This window comes from Amycolatopsis roodepoortensis, from assembly GCF_014873915.1.
Taxonomy (GTDB): domain Bacteria; phylum Actinomycetota; class Actinomycetes; order Mycobacteriales; family Pseudonocardiaceae; genus Amycolatopsis; species Amycolatopsis roodepoortensis.
In genome coordinates, this window is record NZ_JADBEJ010000004.1 from 877186 (window position 1) to 902303 (window position 25118).

The 25118-nt window shown below is 68.5% G+C and carries 29 protein-coding genes; 16 read left to right on the forward strand and 13 right to left on the reverse strand.

The window, feature by feature from the left end:
* Nucleotides 1-30: 30 nt before the first annotated feature.
* From H4W30_RS14815 to H4W30_RS14830, 4 genes are read right to left on the reverse strand one after another with little or no spacing between them, the layout of a single operon-like run.
* Nucleotides 31-930 (reverse strand): ABC transporter substrate-binding protein, encoded by a 900-nt coding sequence (locus H4W30_RS14815; protein ID WP_192743357.1) that lies wholly within the window; start codon nucleotides 928-930, stop codon nucleotides 31-33.
* On the reverse strand, nucleotides 927-1616 hold the full coding sequence (locus H4W30_RS14820) for an ABC transporter permease (RefSeq protein WP_192743358.1): 690 nt from the start codon (nucleotides 1614-1616) through the stop codon (nucleotides 927-929). The genes H4W30_RS14815 and H4W30_RS14820 overlap by 4 nt, the downstream gene beginning before the upstream one ends.
* On the reverse strand, nucleotides 1613-2296 hold the full coding sequence (locus H4W30_RS14825; RefSeq protein ID WP_192743359.1) for an ABC transporter permease: 684 nt from the start codon (nucleotides 2294-2296) through the stop codon (nucleotides 1613-1615). Before H4W30_RS14825 ends, H4W30_RS14820 begins: the two co-directional genes overlap by 4 nt.
* The gene (locus H4W30_RS14830; protein WP_192743360.1) at nucleotides 2296-3384 is read right to left on the reverse strand and encodes an ABC transporter ATP-binding protein; all 1089 of its coding nucleotides are present in this window, start codon (nucleotides 3382-3384) and stop codon (nucleotides 2296-2298) included. Before H4W30_RS14830 ends, H4W30_RS14825 begins: the two co-directional genes overlap by 1 nt.
* 91 nt (nucleotides 3385-3475) lie before the next feature.
* Here H4W30_RS14830 and H4W30_RS14835 point away from each other — a divergent pair, with 91 nt between their 5' ends.
* Together H4W30_RS14835 and H4W30_RS14840 are read left to right on the forward strand one after the other, a co-directional pair.
* Complete coding sequence (locus H4W30_RS14835; RefSeq protein ID WP_192743361.1) at nucleotides 3476-4879, forward strand: bis-aminopropyl spermidine synthase family protein; 1404 nt, start codon at nucleotides 3476-3478, stop codon at nucleotides 4877-4879.
* Nucleotides 4880-4922: 43 nt separating this feature from the next.
* Nucleotides 4923-5660, forward strand: coding sequence for a DUF4190 domain-containing protein (locus H4W30_RS14840; RefSeq protein ID WP_192743362.1), 738 nt, complete (start codon nucleotides 4923-4925; stop codon nucleotides 5658-5660).
* A gap of 95 nt (nucleotides 5661-5755) precedes the next feature.
* Here the strand turns inward: H4W30_RS14840 and H4W30_RS14845 are convergent, their stop codons facing one another.
* Nucleotides 5756-6931, reverse strand: a complete 1176-nt coding sequence (locus H4W30_RS14845; RefSeq protein ID WP_192743363.1) for an NAD(P)-dependent malic enzyme — start codon at nucleotides 6929-6931, stop codon at nucleotides 5756-5758.
* 381 nt (nucleotides 6932-7312) lie between these two features.
* Between H4W30_RS14845 and H4W30_RS14850 the strand changes: the two genes are divergently transcribed.
* Nucleotides 7313-7918, forward strand: a complete 606-nt coding sequence (locus tag H4W30_RS14850) for a dTDP-4-dehydrorhamnose 3,5-epimerase family protein (RefSeq protein WP_192743364.1) — start codon at nucleotides 7313-7315, stop codon at nucleotides 7916-7918.
* A gap of 1 nt (nucleotide 7919) precedes the next feature.
* Here H4W30_RS14850 and H4W30_RS14855 read toward each other — a convergent pair whose 3' ends face one another.
* Nucleotides 7920-9527: a GMC oxidoreductase gene (locus H4W30_RS14855; protein ID WP_192743365.1), complete on the reverse strand. Its 1608-nt coding sequence runs from the start codon at nucleotides 9525-9527 to the stop codon at nucleotides 7920-7922.
* Between the two features lie 167 nt (nucleotides 9528-9694).
* Between H4W30_RS14855 and H4W30_RS14860 the strand changes: the two genes are divergently transcribed.
* Entirely contained in the window at nucleotides 9695-10366 is a 672-nt protein-coding gene (locus tag H4W30_RS14860; RefSeq protein WP_192743366.1) for a hypothetical protein, read from the forward strand.
* 332 nt (nucleotides 10367-10698) lie between these two features.
* On the opposite strand, the gene H4W30_RS14865 is transcribed toward H4W30_RS14860, so the two are convergent.
* The gene (locus H4W30_RS14865; RefSeq protein ID WP_034305160.1) at nucleotides 10699-11169 is read right to left on the reverse strand and encodes a hotdog fold domain-containing protein; all 471 of its coding nucleotides are present in this window, start codon (nucleotides 11167-11169) and stop codon (nucleotides 10699-10701) included.
* A gap of 62 nt (nucleotides 11170-11231) precedes the next feature.
* Here H4W30_RS14865 and H4W30_RS14870 point away from each other — a divergent pair, with 62 nt between their 5' ends.
* Nucleotides 11232-11825 (forward strand): acid phosphatase, encoded by a 594-nt coding sequence (locus H4W30_RS14870; protein WP_192743367.1) that lies wholly within the window; start codon nucleotides 11232-11234, stop codon nucleotides 11823-11825.
* The gene (locus H4W30_RS14875) at nucleotides 11825-12304 is read left to right on the forward strand and encodes a GNAT family N-acetyltransferase (protein WP_192743368.1); all 480 of its coding nucleotides are present in this window, start codon (nucleotides 11825-11827) and stop codon (nucleotides 12302-12304) included. The genes H4W30_RS14870 and H4W30_RS14875 overlap by 1 nt, the downstream gene beginning before the upstream one ends.
* A gap of 137 nt (nucleotides 12305-12441) precedes the next feature.
* On the opposite strand, the gene H4W30_RS14880 is transcribed toward H4W30_RS14875, so the two are convergent.
* Nucleotides 12442-12981 carry a hypothetical protein gene (locus H4W30_RS14880; protein ID WP_126735734.1) on the reverse strand — a complete coding sequence of 180 codons (540 nt, stop codon included), beginning with the start codon at nucleotides 12979-12981 and terminating at the stop codon, nucleotides 12442-12444.
* 246 nt (nucleotides 12982-13227) lie between these two features.
* On the opposite strand from H4W30_RS14880, the gene H4W30_RS14885 reads away from it, so the two are divergent.
* Nucleotides 13228-14154 (forward strand): diacylglycerol/lipid kinase family protein, encoded by a 927-nt coding sequence (locus H4W30_RS14885; RefSeq protein WP_126735735.1) that lies wholly within the window; start codon nucleotides 13228-13230, stop codon nucleotides 14152-14154.
* A gap of 273 nt (nucleotides 14155-14427) precedes the next feature.
* A complete protein-coding gene (locus H4W30_RS14890) occupies nucleotides 14428-14682 on the forward strand; it encodes a WhiB family transcriptional regulator (protein ID WP_007028999.1) in 255 nt (84 codons plus the stop codon).
* A gap of 294 nt (nucleotides 14683-14976) precedes the next feature.
* Here H4W30_RS14890 and H4W30_RS14895 read toward each other — a convergent pair whose 3' ends face one another.
* Nucleotides 14977-16500, reverse strand: a complete 1524-nt coding sequence (locus H4W30_RS14895; protein WP_192743369.1) for a sensor histidine kinase — start codon at nucleotides 16498-16500, stop codon at nucleotides 14977-14979.
* 106 nt (nucleotides 16501-16606) lie between these two features.
* Between H4W30_RS14895 and H4W30_RS44705 the strand changes: the two genes are divergently transcribed.
* Nucleotides 16607-16681: a 50S ribosomal protein bL37 gene (locus H4W30_RS44705; RefSeq protein ID WP_369299112.1), complete on the forward strand. Its 75-nt coding sequence runs from the start codon at nucleotides 16607-16609 to the stop codon at nucleotides 16679-16681.
* Nucleotides 16682-16748: 67 nt separating this feature from the next.
* On the opposite strand, the gene rsrA is transcribed toward H4W30_RS44705, so the two are convergent.
* A complete protein-coding gene (gene rsrA, locus H4W30_RS14900) occupies nucleotides 16749-17072 on the reverse strand; it encodes a mycothiol system anti-sigma-R factor (protein ID WP_126735737.1) in 324 nt (107 codons plus the stop codon).
* Nucleotides 17069-17707 (reverse strand): sigma-70 family RNA polymerase sigma factor, encoded by a 639-nt coding sequence (locus H4W30_RS14905; RefSeq protein ID WP_126735738.1) that lies wholly within the window; start codon nucleotides 17705-17707, stop codon nucleotides 17069-17071. Before H4W30_RS14905 ends, rsrA begins: the two co-directional genes overlap by 4 nt.
* 189 nt (nucleotides 17708-17896) lie before the next feature.
* Between H4W30_RS14905 and ybaK the strand changes: the two genes are divergently transcribed.
* Nucleotides 17897-18373, forward strand: coding sequence for a Cys-tRNA(Pro) deacylase (gene ybaK, locus H4W30_RS14910; RefSeq protein ID WP_126735739.1), 477 nt, complete (start codon nucleotides 17897-17899; stop codon nucleotides 18371-18373).
* Nucleotides 18374-18554: 181 nt separating this feature from the next.
* Nucleotides 18555-19118 carry a hypothetical protein gene (locus H4W30_RS14915; RefSeq protein WP_192743370.1) on the forward strand — a complete coding sequence of 188 codons (564 nt, stop codon included), beginning with the start codon at nucleotides 18555-18557 and terminating at the stop codon, nucleotides 19116-19118.
* Here H4W30_RS14915 and H4W30_RS14920 read toward each other — a convergent pair.
* Nucleotides 19068-19676, reverse strand: coding sequence for an alpha/beta hydrolase family protein (locus H4W30_RS14920; RefSeq protein WP_126735741.1), 609 nt, complete (start codon nucleotides 19674-19676; stop codon nucleotides 19068-19070). The genes H4W30_RS14915 and H4W30_RS14920 overlap by 51 nt on opposite strands.
* Nucleotides 19673-20431, reverse strand: coding sequence for an SOS response-associated peptidase (locus H4W30_RS14925; protein WP_192743371.1), 759 nt, complete (start codon nucleotides 20429-20431; stop codon nucleotides 19673-19675). Before H4W30_RS14925 ends, H4W30_RS14920 begins: the two co-directional genes overlap by 4 nt.
* A 101-nt stretch (nucleotides 20432-20532) precedes the next feature.
* On the opposite strand from H4W30_RS14925, the gene rsgA reads away from it, so the two are divergent.
* The 5 genes from rsgA to H4W30_RS14950 all read left to right on the forward strand — a co-directional run bounded on the left by rsgA (nucleotide 20533) and on the right by H4W30_RS14950 (nucleotide 25060).
* Entirely contained in the window at nucleotides 20533-21543 is a 1011-nt protein-coding gene (gene rsgA, locus H4W30_RS14930; RefSeq protein ID WP_192743372.1) for a ribosome small subunit-dependent GTPase A, read from the forward strand.
* Between the two features lie 59 nt (nucleotides 21544-21602).
* Complete coding sequence (locus H4W30_RS14935; protein WP_192743373.1) at nucleotides 21603-22499, forward strand: hypothetical protein; 897 nt, start codon at nucleotides 21603-21605, stop codon at nucleotides 22497-22499.
* A gap of 27 nt (nucleotides 22500-22526) precedes the next feature.
* On the forward strand, nucleotides 22527-23381 hold the full coding sequence (locus H4W30_RS14940; RefSeq protein WP_318780604.1) for a hypothetical protein: 855 nt from the start codon (nucleotides 22527-22529) through the stop codon (nucleotides 23379-23381).
* 140 nt (nucleotides 23382-23521) lie between these two features.
* On the forward strand, nucleotides 23522-24193 hold the full coding sequence (locus H4W30_RS14945) for a hypothetical protein (protein WP_192743375.1): 672 nt from the start codon (nucleotides 23522-23524) through the stop codon (nucleotides 24191-24193).
* Between the two features lie 72 nt (nucleotides 24194-24265).
* Nucleotides 24266-25060, forward strand: coding sequence for a hypothetical protein (locus tag H4W30_RS14950; protein WP_192743376.1), 795 nt, complete (start codon nucleotides 24266-24268; stop codon nucleotides 25058-25060).
* The last annotated feature ends 58 nt before the right edge of the window (nucleotides 25061-25118 follow it).

Here is a 25118-nt window from a genome sequence, read left to right on the forward strand (position 1 = left end):
GCATCCAGAGGACGAAATGCCTGGGGTTGGTCAGGCGGGCGCGAGAAGGCCGTGCCGGCGCAGGAACTCCTCGGCGACGTCGAGCGGGTTGCGCTTCTCCTCGCTGAACTGGACGTTCAACTCGGTGAGCTCCTCGGTCGTGAGCACCGCCGAAACCCGGTTCAACGCGTCGGCCTCCTTCGGCGACAACGTCCCCTTCGCGACGAGAGGCACGATGTTCTGCGCGGGGAACATGTTCTTGTCGTCCACCAGCGGGACGAACCCGTTCGCGGCGATCGTCGACGACGTGCTGAACAGATCGGCGACCTGGATGTCGCCGGACTTCAGTGCGGCGACGGTGACCGGGCCGCCCGTGTCGGTCGTGCGGATCTCGGCGAACTCGCAGCCGTAGAGCGCCTTGATCTTTTCCTTCCAGCGGCTGCTCCACTGGCCGGGACCGCCGAAGACGAATTCCCCGCACCGCTTGCCGAGATCGGAGAAGGTCCGGATCCCGGAATCGGCGAGTTCCTTCCGCACCACCAGCAGATCCTTGTCCTCCGCGGGTGCCTGTTCGAGGACCTCGAACCCGGACGGCACCTTCTGTTTCAGCTGCGCGTAGACATCCTGCGGCGTGGTCGCCTGCGTCTCCTTGTCGAAGTAGCGCAACAGGTTCCCGCTGTAGTCCGGCACCACCGAGAGCGATTTGTCCTGCAGTGCCTTGACGACGACCTCGCGGCTGCCGACCGGCGGGCGCACGGTCACGTTCTCGGCGCCCGCGTTGCGCAGCGCGCCCGCGTAGATCTGGGCCAGCAGAAGACTTTCCCCGACGTCGGACGCGCCGATGATGATGTCGCCGGTCGTCCCGCCCTCGGCACCTCCGGCGAGCGGGTTGCCGCATCCCGCCGCCAGCAGCGCGATCCCGGCGAACAACGCCACCACCGTCCGCCTCATGACTTCGCCTTCTTCCCGCTCGCCGCTTGCGCCAGCCGAACTCCCTTGGGCACCAGCACCCGCTGGACACCCGCCAGCGCGAGATCCAGCACCACGGCGAGCAACGTCGTCAGCACCGCGCCCGCGACCACCTGCGGATAGTCCAAAATGGCCAGTCCGTCGAGCAGGAACCGGCCGAGGCCGCCGAGCCCGACGTAGGCTGCCACGGCGGCCGTCGCCACCAGCTGCAGCACCGAGTTCCGCACGCCGCCGAGCACCAGCGGCAGCGAGATGGGCACCTCGACCTTCCACAACCGTTGCCAGCCGGTCATTCCGATGCCCTGGGCCGCGTCGACCACACCGTGATCGGTCGCCTGCAGGCCCGCGTACGTCCCGGCGAGGATCGGCGGGATGGCGAGCACCACGAGCCCGATGATCGTCGAGAGCTCGCTTTCGGTGAAGAGCAGGAACAGGAAGGTCACCAGCCCCAGCGTCGGCAACGCGCGGATCGCGTTGCCGCCGCTCACCAGCAGCACCGCGCCGCGGCCGGTGTGCCCGACGTAAAGCCCGAGCGGGATCGCGATGAGCAGCGCGAAGACCAGTGCCAGCGCCGTGTAGCCGAGATGCTGGAACAGCCGGGCGGGAACGCCGTCGGGGCCCTGCCAGTGGGCCGGGTCGCCGAACCAGTTCAGGACGTCGCCGATCATTTCGCCCCCGCCGTGGTCGCCACCCGGTCCCAGGGTGTGAGGAGATTGCGCAGCTGGACCAGCACCAGGTCGACGATCAGCGCGAGCAGCAGGGTCGCGACGATCCCGACGACGATCGGCGAGAAGTACTCGCGCTGGAAGCCGTCGGTGAACAGCACGCCCAGCCCGCCCGTTCCGATCAGGGCGCCGACGCTGACCAGGCTGATGTTGCTGACCGAGGCCACCCGGACGCCGGCCGCGAGCACCGGTACCGAAAGCGGCAGCTCGACGGCGAGGAAGCGGCGCGCGGGTTTGTAGCCGATCGCCGTGGCCGCGGCGACGACGTGCGGCGGGACGGCGTCGAGCGCGTCCAGCACCGGTCGCACGAGCAGGGCGGCGGTGTAGACGGTGAGCGCGACGATGACGTTGACGCTGTCGAGGATCTTCGAACCGATGATGCCCGGGATCACCACGAACAGGGCGAGCGACGGGATCGTGTACAGCAGATTCGACACCACCAGCAGCACGGAGCGCACCGCCGCGAACCGGTGGCCGAGCCAGCCCGCCAGCACCGCGATCAGCAGGCCCAGCACCAGCGGGACCAGCGACAGATAGATGTGGTCGAGCAGGTCGCCGAAGAACTGCGACCGGTTGTTGGCGCTGCCCAGGTAGCGGCCGAGCTCCGCGAAGAAGTCCCCCATCAGGAACTCAGCGACGGCGCTTCGATCACTTCGAGGACCTGCCTTGCTCTGACCACGCCGAGGACCTTCAGATCGGCGTCGACCACCACACCGAGGCTCGCGGGCGACGAAAGGGCCGCGTCGAGCGCGCCGCGGATCGGCGAACCCTGGACGTACAGTGATCCGCCCGCGACGAGATCGGTCTCCGCCAGCTCACCGTCCACAGTGGACCCGGGGCGCAGCCAGCCGCGCGGCTGGCCCTCGGCGTTGACCGCGACCTGCCAGTCGTCGGACGGCCCCGGTGCGGGCTTGCCGACCTCGACCCGCTTGACCTCTTCGACGACGATCCCGTCCGCCGAAAGGAAGGAGAGCCCGCGATAGCCGCGATCCTTGCCCACGAACGACGCGACGAAATCGTCGACGGGATGACGCAACACGTCCGAGGGCGTGCCGTATTGCGCGAGCACCCCGCCGACGCGGAGCACCGCGATCTTGTCGCCGAGCCGCACGGCCTCGTCGATGTCGTGGGTGACGAACACGATCGTCTTCCCCAGCTGCGACTGCAGGCGAAGCAACTCGTCCTGCAGTTCCTCGCGGACGATCGGGTCGACGGCGGAGAACGGCTCGTCCATCAGCAGCACCGGCGAATCCGCCGCGAGCGCCCTGGCGACGCCGACGCGCTGCTGCTGGCCGCCGGAAAGCTGGGCGGGGTACCGCTTGCCGAGTTCCGCGGGCAGGCCGACGGTTTCGAGCAGCTCGGCCGCGCGTTTGCGCGCCTTGCCCTTGTCCCAGCCGGACAGCAGCGGCACGGTGGCGACGTTGTCCAGCACCGTCCTGTGTGGAAAGAGGCCGGCGTGCTGGATGACGTAGCCGATGCCGCGGCGCAGCAACGCCGGGTCGCCGTCGCTGACGTCCTTGCCGTCGAGCAGCACCGAGCCCGAAGTCGGCTCGACCATCCGGTTGATCATCCGCAGCGACGTGGTCTTGCCGCAGCCGGACGGCCCGACGAAGACGGTGATGGTGCCGTCCTCCACGGTGAGGTTCAGGTCGTCGACCGCGACCGTCCCGTCCGGATACCGCTTGGTCACGCCACGGAACTCGATAGTCACGTGTCTCTCCCCATGTCTGGTCGAAAAACCGTAGCCCAGATCCTGCCTGTTGGCACGGTGTCCCAGGGACCGGGTTACTAGGCTGCTGCCCGTGAGTCCTTCCGTCGAAGACGTCCTCGCGGCGCACGGTGTCCACGTGCGACCGCTCCATCAGGTGATTTCCCTGCTCCGGACGGATTGGCGTGACCTCGGCGAACTGGTCCGGATCAGCACCGCGCCACGCCGGAGCGTCGAAGACGTCCTGAACGCGCTCGGCGACGACCTCGAGCGGAACGAGTCCCGCTTCCGGCTGGCCCCCGCCGCGCGCGAGAAGTACGGGCACTTCGGGGCGCGGGAGCGGAAATCCGACCCCGACCTGCTGAAGATCATCACCAGCTACGTCGAGAACGTGCCCGCGCCGCTGGCCGCGCTCGACCACGTCCAGGCGACCCCGGAAACGGTGCTGAACCGGGCGCTGTGGCTGGACGAGCGGTACGACCTCGGCACGGCGAAGCTGCTGTTCCTCGGCGACCACGACCTCACTTCCCTGGCCGTGCGCGCGTTGCGGCCCGACGCCGACCTCACCGTCGTCGACCTCGACGATCGTGTCCTCGCCTACATCGACGAACTCAGCGAGCGGTCCATCCGCACCCTGCACACGGATCTGCGCGTCGGCCTCCCGCCATCGGTGACCGGGCGGATGGACCTCGTGTTCAGTGATCCGCCTTACACCCCCGAAGGAATGGGCCTGTTCGCGGCACGCGGAGTGCAGGCGCTCACCGAACCCTCGGACGGGCGACTGCTGCTCGCGTACGGCTACAGCCCCCGCCATCCCGCTCTGGGCGCGCAGGTGCAGCGGGCGCTCGCGACGCTCGGGCTGACGTTCGAGGCGATCCTGCCGGACTTCAACCGGTACTTCGGCGCGCAGGCGATCGGGAGCGCGGCGGACCTCTACGTCTGCCAGCCGACCGCGAAATCGAAGAAGAACCGCGGCGGCAAGGGGAAGGCCGCGATCTACACGCACGGCCCGCAGTCGGTGGAATCCGCCGGTGCGGCCAAGCCGTCACTGCTGGACAAGCTGCACGAGATCGCCACCGAAGGCGGGCTGGCACTAGAATCGCGTCCGGTCGACTGGTCCGTGTCCGGCCCCGAGGGCGACGCGGTCGCGATGGACCTTTCGGCCGACCCCGGACCGTGGCTGCTGCGGACCCTGCTGGGCACCAACGCGCGACGGCTGGCGCTGCTGGTCCCGAATTCGCATCCCGACCTGACGAACGCCGAGGCGCAGGCCGCGCTGAACCGGCTCATCGGCGCGAAGTACAAGCTGCGGCTGTTGCGGAGCACCCCGGACAACCGGCACGCCATCGTCGTCGCGGACGCCGCCGAGCACCAGGAAGAACTGCTGACCCGGGCGCACGCGCGGCTCGCGAACGTCTCACTGGACGTGCCGCCGGACCTGACGGACGCGCGCCTGATCGACCTGCCACGGCACCGGCTGGCGGAACTGCTCGCCTGAGCGTGTCATCGGAACTTCATGGGGCCTTCCTAGGTTCAGTCGCATGTACGAACCTCAAGGCCCCGGAACACCGATAGCGCAGCCGTACGGGTACGCCTACCCGCCGGGGCCTCCGCCTCAGCGCCCCAAGACCAGTGGCCTCGCGATCGCCGCGCTCGTACTGGGCCTGGCCGGTTGCCTGCTGCTGCCGTTGCTCCCCGCGTTCATCCTGGGCATCATGGCGCTCAGTCAGACCGGTCCTGGGAAACAGCAGGGCCGGGGCCTGGCGATCGGCGGCCTCGCGGCCGCCGCGTTCTGGACCATCGGCTGGATCGCGCTGGCCAAGAACACCATGGGCGACCTGGACCGCCACACCGCGAGCCCCCCGAGCGCGAGTTGCGCGACCCCGCCGGCCGGACACGCCAACATCTGCACGTTGAAGCCGGGAGATTGCCTGCAGCAGCCCATGGCCGCGGTCACAAGCGTCGAACTCGCCGTATGCGAGAGCCCGCACACCACCGAGGTGTTCGGGGCCTTCACGGCGGCGGACGGCCCCTGGCCCAGTGGCGGGGAAATGAAAGCGGAAGCCTTGGAGCACTGTCAGCGGATCGCGGCCAAGAACGTGGACCTTCCGCGGCTCAACGCGGAAGGTGTCTACACCACCCTGGGCTACCTGAAGCCTGAGCGCGAACCTTGGGAAGGCGGCGTGCGCACCATCTTCTGCACGATCTACTCGCCCGACTCGCAGCTGACCGGTTCCGCCCTCGTCCCCGGCGCCGATCTGTCCATCCCTACCGGCTGACGTGCGCGACCCCCACACGTTATGAAAGGCCCCTTCATGGCGAATTCGCCATGAAGGGGCCTTTCATAACGTGTGAGCGAGCGTGAAAGCGGCCGTCACACCACGCCGTCGGCCTCCGCCGCCTTCGCGACGGCCGCCGCCACCTCCGGCGCGACACGCGGGTCCAGCGGGCTCGGGACGATCCGGTCCGGGCCGAGGTCGTCCTGCGCGACGGCGAAGATCGCTTCGGCCGCGGCCAGCTTCATGTTCTCCGTGATCGCCCGGGCGCCGGAGTCCAGCGCGCCACGGAAGACGCCGGGGAACGCCAGCACGTTGTTGATCTGGTTCGGGAAGTCGCTGCGCCCGGTCGCCACGATCTTGGCGTACCGCGACGCCGCGACCGGGTGGACTTCCGGATCGGGGTTCGACAGCGCGAAGACGATCGCGTCGTCGGCCATCCCGGCCAGCAGGGTCTCGTCGATGGTCGCCCCGGACAGGCCCAGGAAGACGTCGGCACCCCGCAGCGCCTCGCCGAGGCCGCCGCGCAGACCGGCCGTGTTCGTGGTCTCGGCGAGCTTCTGCTTGATCGGGTTCAGGCCCTCGCGGCCGGAGTGGATGATGCCGCGCGAGTCGAGCACGGTGACGTCCGCGACGCCGGCGTTCTGCAGGATCCTGGCGCAGGCCACCCCCGCCGCGCCCGCTCCCGAGACGACCACGCGCTGGCCGGAGATGTCCTTGCCGAGGACCTGGTTCGCCCCGCGCAGCGCGGCCAGCGTGACGATCGCCGTGCCGTGCTGGTCGTCGTGCATGACCGGGCAGTCGAGGGCCTCCTTGAGGCGGTCCTCCAGCTCGAAGCAGCGCGGCGCCGAGATGTCCTCCAGGTTCACCGCGCCGAACGACGGGCGCAGCCGGACCAGGGTCTCGATGATCTCGTCGACGTCGGTGGTGTCGAGCACCAGCGGGATCGAGTCGAGGCCGCCGAAGGTCTTGAACAGGACCGACTTGCCCTCCATGACCGGCAGCGAGGCGCTCGCGCCGATGTCACCGAGGCCGAGCACCGCCGTACCGTCACTGACCACCACGACCAGCCTGTCCGCCCACGTGTACCGCTTCGCCTTGGCCGCGTCCTCGGCGATCGCACGGCTCACCTTCGCCACGCCAGGCGTGTACGCGACCGAAAGGTCACGGGGCGAGGAGATCGGGCGCGTCGCGGCCACGGAGAGCTTGCCGCCCTCGTGGCCCTCGAAGATCTCGGTGTCCGTCACTGGCGTGGTCATCGTGGTTCCCGTCATTGCTTCCGCCGTGTCTAAGGACGGCGGAGTCTCGATTCGAGCGAAGGTCATGGGATTTCTTCTCCTGGGACTGCGAGCGGGGGAACTGGCCGGTGAGCAGGCCAAAACTGGGCATGGCCCGGCCACCTGGGGTAACTCGTCCTCCGACACGGCAGCCCAGCGCGGTAGCGCCGGCCTGTCGGCGAAGCGTCCAATCGGCCATCGGTGCCGTGGGTGTGGCGACGGCCGCGGACGCAGCGGTCAGATCATTGTGACAGGCGTGCGGACCAGTGTGCCCCTCTGGTGCGGTTCATGTCACAGACCGGCCCGGCTTTCCGCAGCTCAAGAGACCTTTCGCAAGACGTCCATCCGGTTTGGGAAGGGCTCGTTAGCATTGAGGTCATGCATGCCAGGCGCCTCAGCATCCCCGACTGTTTCGAATTCACCCCGCGGGTTTTCCCCGATCACCGCGGCCTGTTCGTGGCGCCGTACCAGGAAGAAGCGTTCGTCGACGCGGTCGGGCACCGGCTTCGCCTCGGGCAGACCAACACCAGCGTTTCGCGGCGCGGGTCCATCCGTGGCGTGCACTTCGCGGACACCCCGCCCGGCCAGGCGAAATACGTCTACTGCCCGAGCGGTTCGATGCTGGACGTCATCGTGGACCTCCGCGTCGGCTCGCCCACTTTCGGTGAATGGACGTCCGTGCTGCTCGACAGCTCCGAGTACAAAGCGGTCTACATCGCCGAAGGCCTCGGCCACGCCTTCATGGCGCTCGAAGACGGAACCATCATGGCCTACCTCTGCTCCGAGCCGTACAACCCGACGGGCGAACACGGTGTCAACCCGATGGACGCCGATCTCGCGCTGCCCTGGCCGCAGGACATCGAGCCCGTGGTGTCCGAAAAGGACACCACGGCGCCCTACCTGAAAGAGGCACTGGAACAGGGGTTGCTGCCCCAGTACGACGCCTGCGTGGCCTACTACGAGAAGCTGCGGGCCGCGGACTGAGTCAGCGCGTCACGTCCTCGCGCAGCACCCGTTCCACGTTCCGTTCCGCCAGCGCGGTGATCGTCACGAAGGGGTTCACGCCGGTACTGCCCGGGATCAGGGACCCGTCGGTGACGTAGAGGTTCCGGTAGCCCTTCACCCGGCCGTACAGGTCGGTGGCCTCACCCAGCACCAATCCGCCCAGCGGGTGATAGGTGAACCGGTTCTCGAACGACCGCGTATCCCCGAACAGGTCACTGCGGTAGATCGTGCGGTTCGCCCGGTTGACCTTGTCGAACAACGACTTCGCCGCGTCGATCGACGGCTTCCCCTGTGCGGCGTTCCAGCGAAGCCGCACGGAGTCGGTGGCGGCGTCATAGGTGAAGTGGCCGCGTTCGGGGTTCTTCGTGATCGCCAGGTAGAGGCTCAGCCACGTCTCGACCCCGGCGGGCACCGGCGCGACCTCGGCGAAGACCGGGTTCACCGGGTCGTCCCACGCGTCGATGCCGAGCGCGGGCATGCCCGATTGCAGTGATCCGCCGATGTCCCAGGCGTGGTTCGCGCGGCCCAGCATCACGTTGCCGTTGGTGCCCCAGCCGCGGCCGACCTCGTCGTTCAGTCCGGGCAGCGTCCCGGTTTCCCTTGCCCGCACGAGCAGTTCCGTCGAACCGAGGCTGCCGGCGCCGAGGAACAGGTACTTCGCGCCGAGTTGCTTCCGCGCGACGACCGAGCCGTCTTCGGCGGTCTCGTGCACGGTTAGGACGTACGTGCCGTCGGTCTGCCGGGTGATCCCGCGAACCTGATGCAGTGTCTTGATGGTCACGTTCCCGGTGCCCAGCGCGGCCGCGAGGTAGGTCTTGTCGAGCGATCGTTTGCCGTGGTTGTTGCCGTAGATGACCTCGGACGCCAGTGCCGACCTCGGCACCGTGCCGGCTTCTTCCCGCTTCATGTACTCGAAGTCGTAGACGCTGGGCACGAACACCGTCTTGAGCCCGGCCCGCGTCGCGGCCTTCCGGGAAACCCGCGCGTAGCGGTAGGAACGGCAGGTTTCGAACCACCGCGGGTCGATGTGGTTCACGCCGAGGGCCCGGTTGGCCAGGGGGAAGTACTTCCCGTACATCTCGTCCGCGTCGACGGCGGGCAGGATCTCCTCGAAGTACGACCGCTTCGGCGTCACGGCCATCGCGCCGTTGACCAGCGAACCGCCGCCGACCCCGCGTCCGACGTAGACGGACATGTCGCCGTGGTCGACCCTGTCGAGCACGCCGGGATACCGCTTGATGTCCCGGTTGGCCAGGTCCATCCAGAGGAACGACGCGAGCGGGGCCTGCGTGCGGTTCTTGAACCACGCGGCGCGCCGGTCCGGCCGGAGCATGTCGCAGAAGATCTTTCCGTCCGGGCCGGGGTCGGCCCAGAGTTTGCCCATTTCGAGCATGACCGTCGGAATCCCGGCTTCCCCGAGCCGCAGCGCGGTCACCGCGGCGCCGTATCCGGTGCCGACGACCACGGCCGTCGAGAAGCCCTGGGACGATTCCCCGGCCTGTGCGGTGGAAATGGTGGTGAGCCCGAGGGCGGCGGCGGAGTTGAGCGCGGTGAACCCGAGGAACCCGCGGCGCGACAGTGGGGACATGGGCCGATGATCGCCCGCTGTCCGAGCCGTCTTCAAGGGCGAATCCGAAGCAGATTCGCGTCAGCTGGGTAAACACCGTTTATTTTCACTCGAACGTGGCGATTCAGGGGTCCCTTGGGTGGTTTCCCCGATGTGACTCGAACCGGCACGGACCACTCTTTCGAGTCATGAGACGTCTTCTCGCCGCGACCGCGGCAGTACTGTCCGCAGCCGCCCTCTTCGCCTTCCCCGGCCATGCTTCCGCAGCGGGTTTGCCCGATTTCGATTTCTCCGCCTGCCCCGCCCCGCCCGCCAACGCGGACCCGGGCACCTGGCGCTGCGAAGCCTTTGTCTCCCAAGGAGCCCTGACCATCGGCGCCCGCGAGATCCCGCTCGGGGAGATGCGCCTGACGTTTTCCGAAGGCAAAGTGGACGGAAAGTACGCGCAGGTGTTCGGTGAACTACGGCACGCTCCGGCCCGCGTCCGCGGCACTTTCGGCGCGAGCCTGCAGCTGAAGTACGGCGGCTACTCGGACTTCCTGTCGGACGACGAGCGCCGCGGCGAGCTGGATCTCTACGGCGTCCTGCGGCATCCCTTGCTGCCTAAGGAATGCACGATCGGCACCCTCGACGCGCCACTGCATTCGGTGGTCAAGGACGATCCCGCGGTGCCGTTCGAGGTGATCTCACAGAACCCCACGACGGTGAAGTTCGGCGTCGTCGACACCCAGCTCGCCCTGCCGCGCACGACCGGTTGCGGCCCGCTGGCGCAATTGGCCGACGAATTGCTCGGTCTCCCCTCCGCCAGCGGGCGGAACTCCTTCAAGATGTCGACCTACGTGCAGTTCAAACCCCTCTGACGACCCGCGTTCAGTCCTCTGGATGCGGTAGTTGCACGCGCAAGGACCTCTTCCAGAGGACTAAACGCGCGAGAAAGGGCGCTGAGCGCGCCTTGGGGTGCCCCCGCCGGTGCGCCGCCGGACGACACACGTGACTGGACGGACGACACGCGTGATCCGGCGGACGACACTCGTGATTGGATGGCCGATTCTCGTGATCAGGTGGCCGACTCCCCCGCGGCGGAGGTCCGCCGCGAGCCGTCCGTCTGATCACACGTGTCGTCCGTCTAGACACGCGTGTCGTCCGCCTGGTCACGTGAAGGGCATCCGCGAGGGCCGGGAGCGGAGGGTGCCTACTTCTTCTTGGTCACCCAGATCGTGATGGTCGCGGTCACGACGGGCTTCCCGTTCGTGTCCGTGATCGTCACCGGCACGGGCAGCTCGAAGCCCTCGTCGCCGAATTCCGGCAACTCCGGCAGTTCCGCGACCGCGCGCAGGCTCGTCTCGGCCTTCGCCACGTACTCGACCGTCATGCCCTTGGGCAGCCAGCGATGCGTCGTCGGGACGGTCGCCTCGGCGAGCATGCCCATGGCGATCTCGGCCAGGTTGCATGCCGCGATCGCGTGAAAAGTCTTGATGTGGTTGTAAACACCCCACCACTTCGGGGACGTCACCTCGCACCGGCCGGGGCGCAGTTCGCGCACCGACGGGAGCACCGTCCGGAAGTACGGCACACGCAGGCACATCGCCGCCGAGAACAGCTGTTTGCCGACCGGCTTGCCCGCCAGCCGGTTCCACATCGCGTAGGTCGGATTCTGCGCCATCACGGTCTCCTCATCATGTTACTCACCAGTAGCATAACCGGACCGCAGGCTATATTCGCAACGTGGCACATCGGCTCTTCCTCCTCCGGCACGGCCAGACCGAGTGGTCCGTCAACGGACGGCACACCGGACGCACCGACATCCCGCTCACGACCGCGGGCGAAGGGCAGGCCCGCGCCGCGGGTGGCACCTTGCGCGCGGTGCTCGGCGGCAACCCGGCGCTCGTCCTCTCCAGCCCCCGCACCCGCGCGCTGCGGACGGCCGAACTGGCAGGCCTGCGCGTCGACGAGGTCACCGAAGAACTGGCCGAATGGGACTACGGCGACTACGAGGGCATCACCACGCCGACGATCCGCGAGACCGTTCCCGGATGGACGGTCTGGTCGCATCCGATCCCCGGCGGCGAAAGCGCGGAGGACGTCAACGCCCGCGCGGACAAGCTGATCGAACGCGTCCGCGAACCGCTCGGCGAGGGTGACGTGATCCTCGTCGGCCACGGGCATTTCAGCCGTGTCCTGGTCGCGCGCTGGATCGGCCTGCCGTCTACCGCGGGCGTCCACTTCGGACTCGACCCGGCCGGCGTCGCGGTGCTCGGCGACGAACGCGGCGAGCCGCAGATCGAACACCTCAACCTGCTCCCCACCACGGAGGACTAGTGGACGACCGTATCCGGCGCATCCGCGAAGAAGACGTGGACGCCGTCGTCCAGCTCGTCTACGACCTCGCCGAGTTCGAACGCGCCCCGGACGAGTGCCACCTCACCCCCGGACAGTTGCGCACGGCGCTGTTCGGCGAGGCCCCTGCCCTGTTCGGGCACGTCGCCGAGGTGGACGGCGAGATCGTCGGCTACGCGCTCTGGTTCCTCAACTTCTCCACCTGGCGCGGCGTGCACGGCATCTACCTGGAGGACCTCTACGTCCGCCCCGAGCAGCGCGGCTCCGGCCTCGGCAAGGCGCTCCTGGCCACCCTCGCCGAGGTCTGCGTCGAGCGCGGCTACGCCCGTCTGGAGTGGTCGGTGCTCAACTGGAACCCGGCGCAGGGGTTCTACAAGTCCCTCGGCGCGGTGCCGATGGACGAATGGACCGTCGACCGTCTCACCGACGAACCGCTGAAGGCGCTCGCCGCCCAGGTCTAGCGAGCGCGAAGGCGTAACTCGCGTGATCAGGGGCGTAACTCGCGTGTCTGAAGGCGACACTCGCAGATGCGGCCTCAATCACGCGAGTTACGCCTTCAAGCACGTGAGTTACGCCTTCAAGCACGCGAGTGCGGAGTTCAGGAGTCGCGTTCCTCGCGCTCGCGACGCGCCGCGCGGCCCGCGGCGCCGTCACGCTCGGCGGCTTCTTCCTCGCTCTCGCCCTCCTGCATCCCCAGCGCCCACGCGCGCGAGGGGCGGCGGAACAGCAGCACGATGACGGCGACGCCGATCAGCGCGAGCGGCACCCCCCATACCGGCTGCCCGGACGGGCCCGCGCCGTACCAGCCGACGCCGACCAGGATCAGCGCGACGACGACGCCGGGCGACCTCGCCCAGGTCTTCCCCATCATCAGGCCGGCCGCGCAGGCCAGCGTTCCGGCGGCGAGGACGAGGTAATAGGCGACTTCGGCCAGGAGGTTCTCCGGTCCGGCCTGGCCGTTGACCAGGAGCAGGATCGCGAACACGATCAGGGCGAGCCCCGGCAGCGCGGTGACGGCCCCGGCGAGGCGGACTTCACGGGGCGCGGGCGAGAGCTTGTCGGCGATGGACACGGCGAAACAGCCTTCCAGGCTTCCGGACACGGCGCTCCACCAGGGCGGGTCACCGTACGTGAGCACTTTCGATCGTATGCCACCCGGTCGGCCGGTTCCCCCTCGCCGCCGCATGGGAAGAATTGGCGGTGTCGTCGATGAGCGGGCGGTCGGCCCGGGTGCACTTGTCACGACGCGCTGTCACCAGCCGACAGTGAGGAGGGACGCCCGCCACAGGGCCATACGGTGCTGCCTCGAGGACGCTCCGCACGGCTGAGCTTCGCGTCACGTGAAGCTCACACCTTCGGGCCGGAGTCACTTACCCTGCGGTATGTGCGTGCCATCCTCGTCGTGAACCCCCAGGCCACCTCGACCACCGCCGGTGGCCGTGACGTGCTGGCGCACGCACTGGCCAGCCAGGTGAAACTCGACGTGGTGGAGACCGACTACCGCGGCCACGCGATGGCCGTCGCCCGGTCCGCCGCCCGCGACGGGATCGACCTGGTGGTCGCCCACGGCGGCGACGGCACGGTCAACGAAGTGGTCAACGGGCTGCTCGCGGACTCCGACGGTGATCCGGCGAAGGTCGGCGGTGCCCCCATGCTCGGTGTCGTGCCGGGCGGCTCGGCGAACGTCTTCGCCAGGGCGCTGGGTATCGCCCACGATCCCGTGGAAGCGACCCATCAGCTCCTCAACGCCATCGAGAACGACCGGAGCCGCAAGGTCGGCCTCGGGATCGCCGACGGCCACTGGTTCACCTTCAACGCCGGCCTCGGCTGGGACGCCGACGTCGTCGGCCGCGTGGCCAAGCGCCGGGGCAAGCAGACCACCGCGGGGCTCTACCTGAGGGCCGCGGTGGCGTCGCATCTGCGGCCTCCGCTGGGCCGTCCGCCCCTGACGGTCCGGATCCCGGGTGAAGAGCCCACCGAAGTGCTGACCGCTTTCGTGTCTAACACCGATCCGTGGAGCTACCTGGGCAACCGTCCCGTCCACCTGAACCCGGACAGCTCGTTCGACACCGGATTGGGCCTTTTCGCGTTGAGCGGTCTGGGGTTGCCCACCGTGTTCAAGCATGTACGGCAGGCATTGCTCACTAAGAGCGATCAACGCGGGCGACGTCTCCTTCGTCACGATGACCTGCCGATGATCCGCATAGACGCTGCTGAACCGGTAAACTTCCAGGTGGACGGCGACCTCGTCGGCCAGCGGAAGAGGGTGGAGTTCTTCAGCGTCCCGGAAGCACTGACGGTAATCGTCTGACGACCGGACCGCTGATCGCCTGCGGCAAAGTACGAACTGCCGCTCATCGACGCAGAACCTCCGCTCACCGCATCGGCCTTCCCTTCGGAAGGCTGTTTCGGAACGAAACCGCAGGTCAGAAGCGTCGCTCGGCCGGGTGAGCTGACTCACCGATCTTCAGAAAACCCTTGTCGAAACGGGTGCTTCGTGAAAGCATTCACAAGCATCCAAAAAAACGACCGCCATGACGACTATGGCGCGGAGTACCGCGCCGTTATGAAGGAGCTCAGAAACATGGACTGGCGCCACGACGCGGCCTGCCGAGACGAGGACCCCGAGCTGTTCTTCCCCGTGGGAACCAGCGGTCCTGCTCTGTCGCAGGTAGCGCAGGCGAAGGCCGTGTGCCACCGCTGCACCGTCGCTTCCGACTGCTTGGCCTGGGCATTGGCCAGCGGGCAGGACGCAGGCGTTTGGGGCGGGATGAGCGAGGACGAGCGACGGGCCCTGAAGCGCCGTCGTACGCACATCGGCACGCGTACCTCCGCCTGAGTCTTTCGGACTCAGCACGCTTCATCGCATCACACACAACTGAGCAAGACCCCAAGCTTCGGGAAACTCCCGCGGTGCAATGGCTGTATGGCCGTGCGCTGTGAGGTGACACGTACCCGACTTGAGCTTAACAAGCGAGGCCGACACGCCCTCACGGGGGTATGGCTTCAGTGGACTTTTTCCAAGTCCTCCCGCGGAACCGTTACAGGGCCGGCGCCACTTCTCTTCGGGCGCCGGCCCTAAAACGTGTCCGGATAAGACTGTCCCTTGTGGACGATCAAACGCGACAGTCCACTAGAGACGTCGCGACAACGGGATCCGCAGCGCCGCTTCGGTTCCCAGCCGCCGCCCGCCGGCCTCCTCCGAATCCCCGCGCAGCCCCCGGATCGACAGCGATCCGCGCAGCTCCGACTCCACCAGGGTCCGCACGATCTGGAGCCCGAGGCCGTCGCTGCGTTCCAGCGAGAAACCCGAGGGAAGCCCGCGCCCGTTGTCGCGGATGACGACGTCGAGCCAGCGGGCGGAGCGTTCCACCACGAGCTCGACCTTGCCCGGCCGTCCGTCGGGGAACGCGTGCTCGATGGCGTTCTGGACGAGTTCGGCCAGCACCATCACCAACGGCGTCGCGATCTCGGCGACGACGACCCCGAACGAGCCGGTGCGCGAGAGCCCGACCTGCGATTCCGCCGTCGCGACCTCGCCGACCATCGGGAGGACGTTGTCGAGCAGCTTGTCGAGATCGACCCGCTCGTCCACCGAGATGGACAGCGCCTCGTGCACCATCGCGATCGACGAGACCCGGCGCACGGACTCGCCGAGCGCGAGCCGCGCCTCCTCGCTGGAGGTCCGGCGCGACTGGAGCCGCAGCAGCGCGGCGACGGTCTGCAGGTTGTTCTTCACGCGATGGTGGATCTCGCGGATGGTCGCGTCCTTCGAAAGGAGAGCGCGGTCACGGCGCTTCACCTCGGTGACGTCGCGCACCAGCACCAGCGCGCCCGCGGCCTGCCCGGCGGGGCGCAGCGGCAGCGCACGGAAGAGCACGACGGCACCGCGCCGGGAATCCGCCTCCGTCCGGCTGCTGGGTTTGCCGTCGAGCGCCTCGATGATCCGGTGCGACACCTCGGTCGCGTCGAACGGGTCACGGATGAGCGACCTGGTCAGCGGCGCCAGGCGCTGCCCGACGAGATCGGACTCGTGCCCCATCCGGTGATAGGCCGACAACCCGTTCGGGCTGGCGAAGACCACCGTGCCGGTCGGATCGAGGCGGATCAGGCCGTCGCCGACCCGGGGACTCGTGTGCGTGTCCGTCTGGTTACCCGGACTGGGGAAGGTGCCGTCGACGATCATCTGACACAGGTCGCCCGCGCTGCCGAGATACGCGATCTCGAGCGGGCTGGGCACCCGCGAGGCCGCCAGGTTGGTCTCGCGGCTGAGGACGGCGATCACCGTGCCGCCGAACACCACCGGGATGGCCTCGCGGCGCATCGGCAGGTCGCGGTACCAGTGCGGGTCCTCCTCACGGCAGATCCGCACCTCGCGGCTCGCCTTGGCCAGCTGCGGATGCTCGTCCACGGTGAACCGGGAGCCGACGACGTCCTCCGGATGGGCCGTCGGTGCAGTCGTCGGGCGCGCGTGGGCGACGCACACGTAGTCGCCGCCGTCGGGTTGCAACTCCTCCGAGACGGCGACCCACAGCAGGAAGTCGGCGAAGGACAGGTCGGCCAGGAGCTGCCATTCGGCGACCACGGTCTGGAGATGGTCCGCGGCCTCACCGGACAGGCCGGTGTTCTCCGCGAGCAGATCGGAAAGGGTGGACACGTCCCCATCCAAGCAGGGTGAGGGCCGCATGACACACTGGAGAGGTTGACCCTGGCCCAGCGGTGTCGTATCACCCCGCGAGGGCCACTCGGACGAGGAGTGAAACATGTCGAAGCGCGCCCGCAAGCGTCGCGACCGTAAGAAGAACGGCGCGAACCACGGCAAGAAGCCCAACTCCTGATCATTCGATCAGACGGCGAAGGCCCCCGCACCGATCGGTACGGGGGCCTTCGTGTGTCCTGAGCCGCTTATTCGAAGGTCTGCTCGATCTTGACCTCGGTGCGCTCGATGGTCAGCGAGCCCTTGGTCTGCACGGTCTGGCGGATCGAGGCCCGCAGCCGGGACTTGAGGTCGTCCGGCGCGTGGTCACCGCCGCATTTGCGGGCGAGGAGCTGCTTGATGTGCTCGTCGATGCCGTATTCCTCGAGGCACGGCGGGCAGTCCTCGATGTGCTTGCGCAGGGCGGCGTCGCGCTCGGCGCTGCACTCCTTGTCCAGCAGCAGGTAGATGTCGGCGAGGGCTTCCTCGCACCTGACCTTGTCGTCCGCGCCGGCGCAGTAGTCCTCGGTCATCGCCCCGCCACCTCCTGCTGCTTGCCGGAGCGGATGAAGCCCCGCTCGCGGGCGACGTCGGCGAGCAGGTCACGGAGCTGGGCGCGGCCGCGGTGCAGCCGGGACATCACGGTGCCGATGGGCGTGTCCATGATCTCGGCGATCTCCTTGTACGCGAAACCTTCGACATCGGCGAGGTAGACCGCGAGGCGGAACTCCTCCGGCAGCTTCTGCAGCGCTTCCTTGACGTCGGCGTCGGGCAGGTTGTCCATCGCCTCGACCTCGGCCGAGCGCAGCCCGCTGGAGGTGTGACTCTCCGCCTTGGCGATCTGCCAGTCGGTGATCTCCTCGGTGGGCTGCTGCACCGGCTGGCGCTGCCGCTTGCGATAGCCGTTGATGTAGGTGTTCGTGAGGATGCGGTACATCCACGCCTTGAGGTTCGTGCCCGCCTTGAAAGACGCGAAGGCCGCGTACGCCTTCAGGTACGTCTCCTGGACGAGGTCCTCGGCGTCGGCGGGATTCCGGGTCATCCGCATGGCGGCCGAGTACAGCTGGTCGAGCAGGGGCATCGCGTCCCGCTCGAAGCGCTCGGCCCGCGCGGCCGCCTCTTCGGCGTCCGTGCCCGTGTCCGGCGCGGGATTCTGCGTGCTCGGCAAACCGTTCCCTTCCCGATCGGCGTCGATGCGCTTGTGCGCATGAGACGTCGTCGAGTTTACGCGCGGGCGGATCACCTGGCCGCCCGGCGTGCGCGGGATCAGGATTCGGGGAGCTTCGAGTGTGGTGGACACGTGGCTTTCAACAGCGACGCCCATTCGGGCATTCCCGCCCGCTCGTAGACTTCGCCCATGGCAGGCAAGGGAACCCCGGCGACGGCGCTGCTGGCGAAGCAGAAAGTGGCGCATGTTCTGCACGCCTACGACCACGACCCGCGGGCCGAGTCGTACGGTCTCGAAGCCGTCGAAGCGCTGGGGCTCGACCCCGCGCGCGTGTTCAAGACACTGGTCGCCGAGGTCGACGGGAAACTGACCGTCGGCGTGGTCCCGGTCACCGGCCAGCTGGATCTGAAGGCGCTGGCGGCCGCCGCGGGCGGGAAGAAGGCGAAGATGGCCGACCCCGCCGCCGCGCAGCGCGCGACGGGTTACGTGCTCGGCGGGATCTCGCCGCTCGGGCACCGGAGCAGGCTGCCGGTGGTGATCGACTCGTCGGCGGAGAAGTTCGAGACCGTGCACTGCTCGGCCGGGCGGCGCGGGCTGGAGGTCGAGCTCGCGCCCGGCGACCTGGTGAGGCTCACCGGCGCCGTGGTCGCCCCGATCGCGGGCTGACCTTCCGCATTTAGTTCTCTGAATGCGGTCCTTGCGCGTGCAACTACCGCATCCAGAGGACGAAATGCGGGAAGAGACTCACCCATGCGAGGGAGGGGAGTCGGTCCGCAGCGGGAAGATCACGCGGCCGCACCCGGGAATCGTCGTCGGCAAGCGAAAGACGACTCCAGGGAGCGACGAAATGACCAAGACCGTGCCCGACGTGCCGAGATGGGCGAACCTCGCCGCCCACGCGACGCTGCTGGTGACGTTGCCCTCCGGGCTGTGGCGGGTCGCGATGGGCCTCGGCATCCCGGTCGGGTTCACCGCGCAGGGGCTGGACGAGTTCGGCATCCCCGGCTGGGGCACGGCCTACGTCTTCGGGCTGAGCCTGCTCGCCGAAGCGCTCGCGTTCCTCACCCTCGGGCTCGTCCGGCCGTGGGGTGAGGTGTGGCCGCGCTGGATCCCGGGGCTGCGCGGACGGCGGATCCCGCCGCTCGCGGCGATCCTCCCGGCCGCCGCGGGCGCGATCGCGCTGACCGGGCTGGGTGTCCAGGGATTGTTCGGCTGGGCGGAGGCCGGTTCCTCGATGGGTCCGGGGAGCTGGGAAGACTCGCCGGTCTACGGCGTCGTCATGGCGGCCTGTTACGCGCCGCTCCTGCTCTGGGGCCCGCTGCTGGCGGCGGTCACCGTGCACTACGCCCGGCGGCGGCTCTCAGGTGAGCGGCCGCAGCACACGCTCCAGCCACTCGGCGGCCGCGCGTGACACGCCTTCGAGGTCGGCGCTGAGGTTGTGGTCGCCCTTGAGCACCACGATCTCGTGATGCGGCCCCGCCTTGGGCAGGCCGAACGGGTCACGGTCGCCCTGCACCACCAGGGTCGGGACCTCGACGGCGTCGAGCTCACCCTGCCGGGACTTCTCCGGCTTCCCCGGCGGATGCTCGGGGAAGGCCAGGCAGAGCACGGCCACCGCCTGCCCCGTCGCGGCGGTCCGGCAGGCGACGCGGGCCCCGGACGACCGGCCGCCGAACACGAGCGGCAGATCGTCGAAGCGCGCGGAGATCTCGTCGGCGACGGTGAGCCAGGCGGTGTCGAGCTGGGTGGCGGGAGCGGGCGCCCGGCGGCCTGCCACCCGGTACGGCTGCTCCACGAGCGCGACGTGGACACCGGCGGCCTGCGCCGCACGGGTGACCGCCACCAGGTCCTTCGCGCCGATCCCCCCGCCCGCGCCGTGGCCGAGCATCAGCACCGCGACGCCCTCCTCGGCACAGTGCAACTCGGCCCGCGCGGGGCCGTAGGCGGTGTCGATCTCCAGCTTCGTCATGAGTTCGGCAGCTCGAAGAGCGGGCTTTCGGTGGCGGGTTCGACGCGGTCCACCAGCTCCGGGCCGTTGTTGCGGACGTTGTTGACCAGGCTGGACACCGGCCGCAGCTCGATCGTGTCGACCAGGTCCGCCGGCGGCGGGACGAGCAGGTCGGTGACGTCGGCACGATCCGGGTCGAGCCAGGTGTCCCACTTTTCGCGCGGCATCAGCAGCGGCATGCGGTGGTGGATGTCGGTGAGCCTGCCGACCGAGTCGGTGGTGATCACGGAGAAGGTGATCAGCGGGTCGGCCTCTTTGTCGTCCTTCGGCCGCCAGGTCTCCCAGATCCCGGCGAACGCGAGCGACTCGTCACCCGGTCCGGTCATGAAGAAGGGCTGCTTCTCCTTGCCGTCGCGCCGCCACTCGAACCAGCCGTCGGCGGGAACGAGGCACCGCCGCGCGGAAACCGCCTTCTTGAACGACGGCTTCTCCTTCGCGGTCTCGGCGCGCGTGTTGATCATCTTCGAGCCGACGCCGGGATCCTTCGCCCAGAACGGGACCAGCCCCCAGCGCATCATCCGCAGCGATCGCACGGCGGGCTCGTCTTCGAGCACCGCGCCGTCCGCGTCACGCGGATGCCGCTGCACGACGGTGGGCACGACCTTGGTCGGCGCCACGTTGTGGTCGGTCCGGACCCGGCCCTCGGTCAGGTCCACCGCGGCGAACTCGTCGATCAGCGCCGCCGGGTCCTTGGTCGCGGCATAACGCCCGCACATGGGGAAACCTCCCTAATCGTCAGTCATCGTTACACGCTACCGAGGTGTTGGCGAGCGGCATGGGATCATTCTTGCGCGGTGTTCGAAGAGCAGGAGGCGGTTTGGCTGGCAAGGACTGGCGCAGGCTGGACGAATCCGATGTGCGGATCCGTCCCGGCAAGGGCACCAGGCCGCGCAGCAAACGCCGCCCCGAGCACGCGGACGCCTCCACCGCGATGGTCATCGGCAAGGACCGCGGCCGCTGGACCTGCGCGATCGATTCCGACCCGGACCGGGTCGTCACCGCGATGCGGGCCCGTGAGCTGGGCCGGGTCCCGGTCGTCGTCGGCGACACCGTCGGCATCGTCGGCGATGTGAGCGGCAAACCGGACACCCTCGCCCGCATCATCCGGGTGGACGAACGCTCCAGCGTGCTGCGCCGGACCGCGGACGACACCGACCCCTTCGAACGGGTGGTCGTCGCCAACGCCGAGCAGTTGCTGATCGTCACCGCGCTGGCCGATCCCCCGCCGCGCACCGGATTCATCGACCGCTGTCTCGTCGCCTGCTACGCGGGCGGCCTGGAGCCGGTGCTGTGCCTGACGAAGGCCGACCTCGCCAGCCCGGACGAACTCCTCGCCGGCTACGCGGGCCTCGACATCCCGGCCGTGGTCACCCGGCACGACGAACATCCGGAAGAGCTGACCGGACGGCTCAAGGGCAGGCTCACCGCGCTGGTCGGGCATTCCGGGGTCGGCAAGTCCACTTTGGTCAACCGGCTGGTACCGGACGCCGGGCTGGCGACCGGCGTGGTCAGCGCGGTCGGCAAGGGCAGGCACACGTCCGTCGCGGCGGTCGCGCTCCCCCTGCCAGGTGGCGGCTGGGTGGTCGACACCCCCGGTGTCCGCTCGTTCGGGCTGGCGCACGTGACCGCCGACGACATCGTCCTGGCGTTCGAGGAATTCGCCGAGGCGGCCGAAGAGTGCCCCTCGGGCTGCGGGCACCTCGGGCCGCCTTCGGATCCGGACTGCGCGCTCGACGACGTGGTCACCGAAGGTCACGCGAGCGCGGAGCGGCTGACGTCGCTGCGTCGGCTTTTGGGCTCCCGGGCCGGGCATGACGACGATCGGTAACTAATTCCGGTCTTGCGCGATACCCCGTTCGGATTAGATCAACTTTCTGAGGGGTCCACTTGAAGCGCGTAACCACACTCGCCGCCGTCGCCACGGCCGCCGTCCTGGCGCTCTCCGCCTGCGGTGGCGAGAAGCAGCCCGGCGCGGCTGCCCCCGCTCCTTCGGAGCAGAAGAGCCTGCTTTCGGCGCCGCTCGGCGACCCGATCCAGCTCGCGGCCCTGACCCGCGAGAGCACCAAGAAGGCCAAGTCGTCGAAGATCTCGATGGAGACCGTCGCCGGCGCCGAGAAGAACACGGTGACCGGGCAGGGCGTGTACGACGGTGACAACAGCAAGTTCTCGATGACCCTGGACAGCGAAGGCAAGAAGGTCGACGTCCTCTGGGTCGACAACGCGTTCTTCTTCAAGCTCGGCGCGGACGACAAAGCCGAGCTGAAGACCGACAAGGCGTACGTGAAGATCGCGGCCGACGGGCAGGACCCGATCTCGCAGCTGCTCGGCAAGCTGATGTCGAAGGCCGTCAAGGAGAGCGACCCGTCGCGCACCCTCGAGCAGGTCTCGAAGGCGGGCAAGATCACGAAGTCGGACCAGGTCGAGCTGAACGGTGAGCTTACCAACCACTACCTGATCGAGATCGAGGTCGAGAAGGTCATCGCCCTCATCGTGGGCGAGGTGGGCGTCCCCTTCCCGGCGGATGTCCAGCAGAAGATCGACGAGAAGCTCAAGGGCAAGAACGTCACCATCCCCACCGAGCTGTGGCTCAACGCCGATCAGCTGCCGGTGCAGGTCGTCTCCGACGCGAGCGCGTTCGTGAAGGCCATGGGCGCCCCCGGTGACGGCGTCGCCAAGACCACGGTCAAGTACACCGACTGGGGCAGCCCGGTGAACATCACCGCCCCGCCCGCCGACCAGGTCGGCGACCTGACGGAGATCATGAAGAAGGCCGGCGGTCAGTAGATGCGTCGCACGTTCAAGGTGGCTGCGGTGGCCGCTGCCCTGACCCTCGTGGTCACGGGTTGCGGCACCCGGCCCGGCGTGACCGCAGAGAACACCAACGGCGCCGGCGAACTCGCGCTGGCCACCCCGTTCACCGACGCGCTCGGCCTCGTCGAGGCCGCGAAGCAGGGAACGCAAAAGGCGAAATCCTCCAAGACGACCATCGACGGCATGATGGGGACTTCCAAGGTCACCGGAACCGTGGTGGGCTTCTACGACGGCCCCGCCTCGAAAATCGAGGCGAACATGACCTTCGACGGCCAAACGGCCGGGCTGCGCCTGGTCGACCAGACCCTGTTCGTCAAGCTGCCCGCCGAGGAGAAGGCCCGGCTCAAAACGGACAAGACCTGGGGAAAGCTCCCGCTGAACAGCGAGGATCCCGGAGAGAAGGCCGCGGGGAAGGCCATGCTGAGGTCCCTCGAGATGGGTGACCCGGCGAAACAGCTGGAGATGGTCGAAAAGACCGGCCGCGTCATCAGGTCGGAACAGATCCGGCTGGACGGCGTCCCGGTGAACCACTACTTCGTCGAATTCGACGTCAGGAAGCAGATCGACCTGTTCCTCGGTGACGACCTCCCCGCCGATCAGCGGGCGGAGGTCGAGAAGCGGTTCGAAGGCAAGGATCTGCGGGTTCCGGCCGAACTGTGGCTCAATGCCGAGCAGCTTCCGCTGAAGATGACCATGGACATGACCTCGTTCATGAAGTCGGCGGGAGGCTCACAGACCGGCGAAGCCAAGTCGACGTATACCTACAGCGACTGGGGCACGCCGGTGGAGGTCACTCCGCCGCCCGCCGCCGAGGTGGGCGACTACGCCGAAATGATGCAGCGGGCGGGCCGCTAGACCTTTGCGCGTGAAGGCCCCCTTCCCTCGGCTGAGCCGAGGGAAGGGGGCCTTCACGCGCTTCCGGACCGTTCGGACGGTGGAAATTCACGCGACAGGCGCTACGGTAGTGGTACAGACCATTCACCCGAGGGAGTCCCATGCGTGCCACCGGATTCGCCGTCGTCTGTACCGCTCTCCTGATGCTGGGCGGCTGTTCCGGCGAGGAGAAACCGCCGGTGAACGACGCGGCGCAGCTGGCCTCGGCCGCCGCCGCGAGCACGCAGAAGGCCCGCTCGTCCAAGATCGCGCTCGAGACCACCGCCGACGACGGCCGCAAGGTCGTCGTCACCAGTTCCGGGCTCTACGAGGGACCGAACAGCAAGTTCTCCATGGTCGCCGAGATCGCCGGTGAGAAGCGGGACCTGATCTTCGCCGACGGCGTCCTCTACTACCACCTGTCGGACACTCAGGTCCAGGAACTCAAGACCGGCAAGGAATGGGTCAAGATCACCGCCGACGGCAAGGACGCGCTGTCCGCGGCCAACGGCGCGCTGATGACGCACGTCGTCGAGACGATGGATCCGACCCGCACGATCGACCGGATCGCCAAAACGGGCAAGGTCACCAAGTCCGGGCAGGCCGACGTGAACGGCACGGCCGCCACGCACTACGTCCTCGATCTCGGCGGCGCCCCCGCCGAGGTGTGGCTGGACGCCGAGCAACGTCCGGTGCAGGTCAGCATGGGCAAGGCGACGGTGAAGTACGAAAGCTGGGCTTCCGACGTGGTGATCATCGCGCCGCCGCCCGAGGCGGTCGGCGACAGCCGCTGAGCCGTTCCCCCGATCGGGGTGCGGACCGCGGCTGTGTTTCGCTTGGGCGCCCGCCTTTGAAAGCAGGTCCTCATGCGGAGAACGGCCCTCGCCACCGTTGTGCTCGTATTCGGCGCGCTGCTCGGCGCGTGCGACGGCGGAGCCGTGGCGTTCGCCGATGCCCGCGCGCTCGCCGACGGGGTCACGACCGCGATCGACGGCAAGGCGGCGAAGTTCGTCACCGAGGTCACCGCGGGCACGATGCGGTCGAAGAGCCAGGGCCAGGCGAGGGTCGCGGGGACGGGCGCCGCGCTGGCCATGACCACGGACTTCCTCGGCGAGCCCCTCGAACTCCGGCTCGTCGACAAGATCGTCTTCGCCAAGGTCCCGGAGGCCGCCCGCGAGGACTTCCCCGGCGGGAAGCCCTGGGTGAAGGTCTCCCCCGACGGCGCGGACCCGTTTTCGCAGGTCGCCGGCGGCAGCATCGATCAGCTGGCCAAGCAGAACGACCCAGCCCGCGCGTTCGACCAGGTGCGGAAGGCGGGCACGCTCGTCGAATCCGGGCACACCGAACTCGACGGGGTGCCCGCCGAGCGCTACCGGCTGGACGTCGACATGGCCGCGCTGGGCGGTGATCTGCCCGCCGGGTTGTCGGCCGAGGCCCTCGGGGAACTGCAGGGGAAACTCGGGAAGATCCCCATGGAGATCTGGCTCGACGACACCCACCGGCCGTTGCGGATCGTGCTCGACCTCGCCCCTGTCCTCGCCGCTTCGGGTGCCCCGGACAGCTCGATGGCCCGCATCGTCACCCGCTACAGCGAATGGGGCACGCAGGCCGACATCCAGGCGCCGCCGCCGGAGGAGATCGGGGAGATCCCGGCGGGCTGATCTGTCACGTTCCCCGCGCACGTCTCGTCCCTCGGGTAGTGAGACAGGAGGAACGAAA

Excerpts from the sequence above, each read along its gene's own strand:
- H4W30_RS14840 (WP_192743362.1), top strand. The coding sequence starts at position 4,923 with ATGTACGAACCTCAAGGCCCCGGAACACCGATAGCGCAGCCGTACGGG.
- H4W30_RS14860 (WP_192743366.1), top strand. The coding sequence starts at position 9,695 with ATGAGACGTCTTCTCGCCGCGACCGCGGCAGTACTGTCCGCAGCCGCC.
- H4W30_RS14925 (WP_192743371.1), bottom strand. The coding sequence starts at position 20,431 with ATGTGCGGGCGTTATGCCGCGACCAAGGACCCGGCGGCGCTGATCGAC.
- H4W30_RS14820 (WP_192743358.1), bottom strand. The coding sequence starts at position 1,616 with ATGATCGGCGACGTCCTGAACTGGTTCGGCGACCCGGCCCACTGGCAG.
- ybaK (WP_126735739.1), top strand. The coding sequence starts at position 17,897 with ATGGCAGGCAAGGGAACCCCGGCGACGGCGCTGCTGGCGAAGCAGAAA.
- H4W30_RS14945 (WP_192743375.1), top strand. The coding sequence starts at position 23,522 with ATGCGTGCCACCGGATTCGCCGTCGTCTGTACCGCTCTCCTGATGCTG.
- H4W30_RS14865 (WP_034305160.1), bottom strand. The coding sequence starts at position 11,169 with ATGGCGCAGAATCCGACCTACGCGATGTGGAACCGGCTGGCGGGCAAG.
- rsrA (WP_126735737.1), bottom strand. The coding sequence starts at position 17,072 with ATGACCGAGGACTACTGCGCCGGCGCGGACGACAAGGTCAGGTGCGAG.
- H4W30_RS14825 (WP_192743359.1), bottom strand. The coding sequence starts at position 2,296 with ATGGGGGACTTCTTCGCGGAGCTCGGCCGCTACCTGGGCAGCGCCAAC.
- H4W30_RS14915 (WP_192743370.1), top strand. The coding sequence starts at position 18,555 with ATGACCAAGACCGTGCCCGACGTGCCGAGATGGGCGAACCTCGCCGCC.
- H4W30_RS14845 (WP_192743363.1), bottom strand. The coding sequence starts at position 6,931 with ATGACGGGAACCACGATGACCACGCCAGTGACGGACACCGAGATCTTC.
- H4W30_RS14890 (WP_007028999.1), top strand. The coding sequence starts at position 14,428 with ATGGACTGGCGCCACGACGCGGCCTGCCGAGACGAGGACCCCGAGCTG.
- H4W30_RS14815 (WP_192743357.1), bottom strand. The coding sequence starts at position 930 with ATGAGGCGGACGGTGGTGGCGTTGTTCGCCGGGATCGCGCTGCTGGCG.
- H4W30_RS14920 (WP_126735741.1), bottom strand. The coding sequence starts at position 19,676 with ATGACGAAGCTGGAGATCGACACCGCCTACGGCCCCGCGCGGGCCGAG.
- H4W30_RS14855 (WP_192743365.1), bottom strand. The coding sequence starts at position 9,527 with ATGTCCCCACTGTCGCGCCGCGGGTTCCTCGGGTTCACCGCGCTCAAC.
- H4W30_RS14950 (WP_192743376.1), top strand. The coding sequence starts at position 24,266 with ATGCGGAGAACGGCCCTCGCCACCGTTGTGCTCGTATTCGGCGCGCTG.
- H4W30_RS14850 (WP_192743364.1), top strand. The coding sequence starts at position 7,313 with ATGCATGCCAGGCGCCTCAGCATCCCCGACTGTTTCGAATTCACCCCG.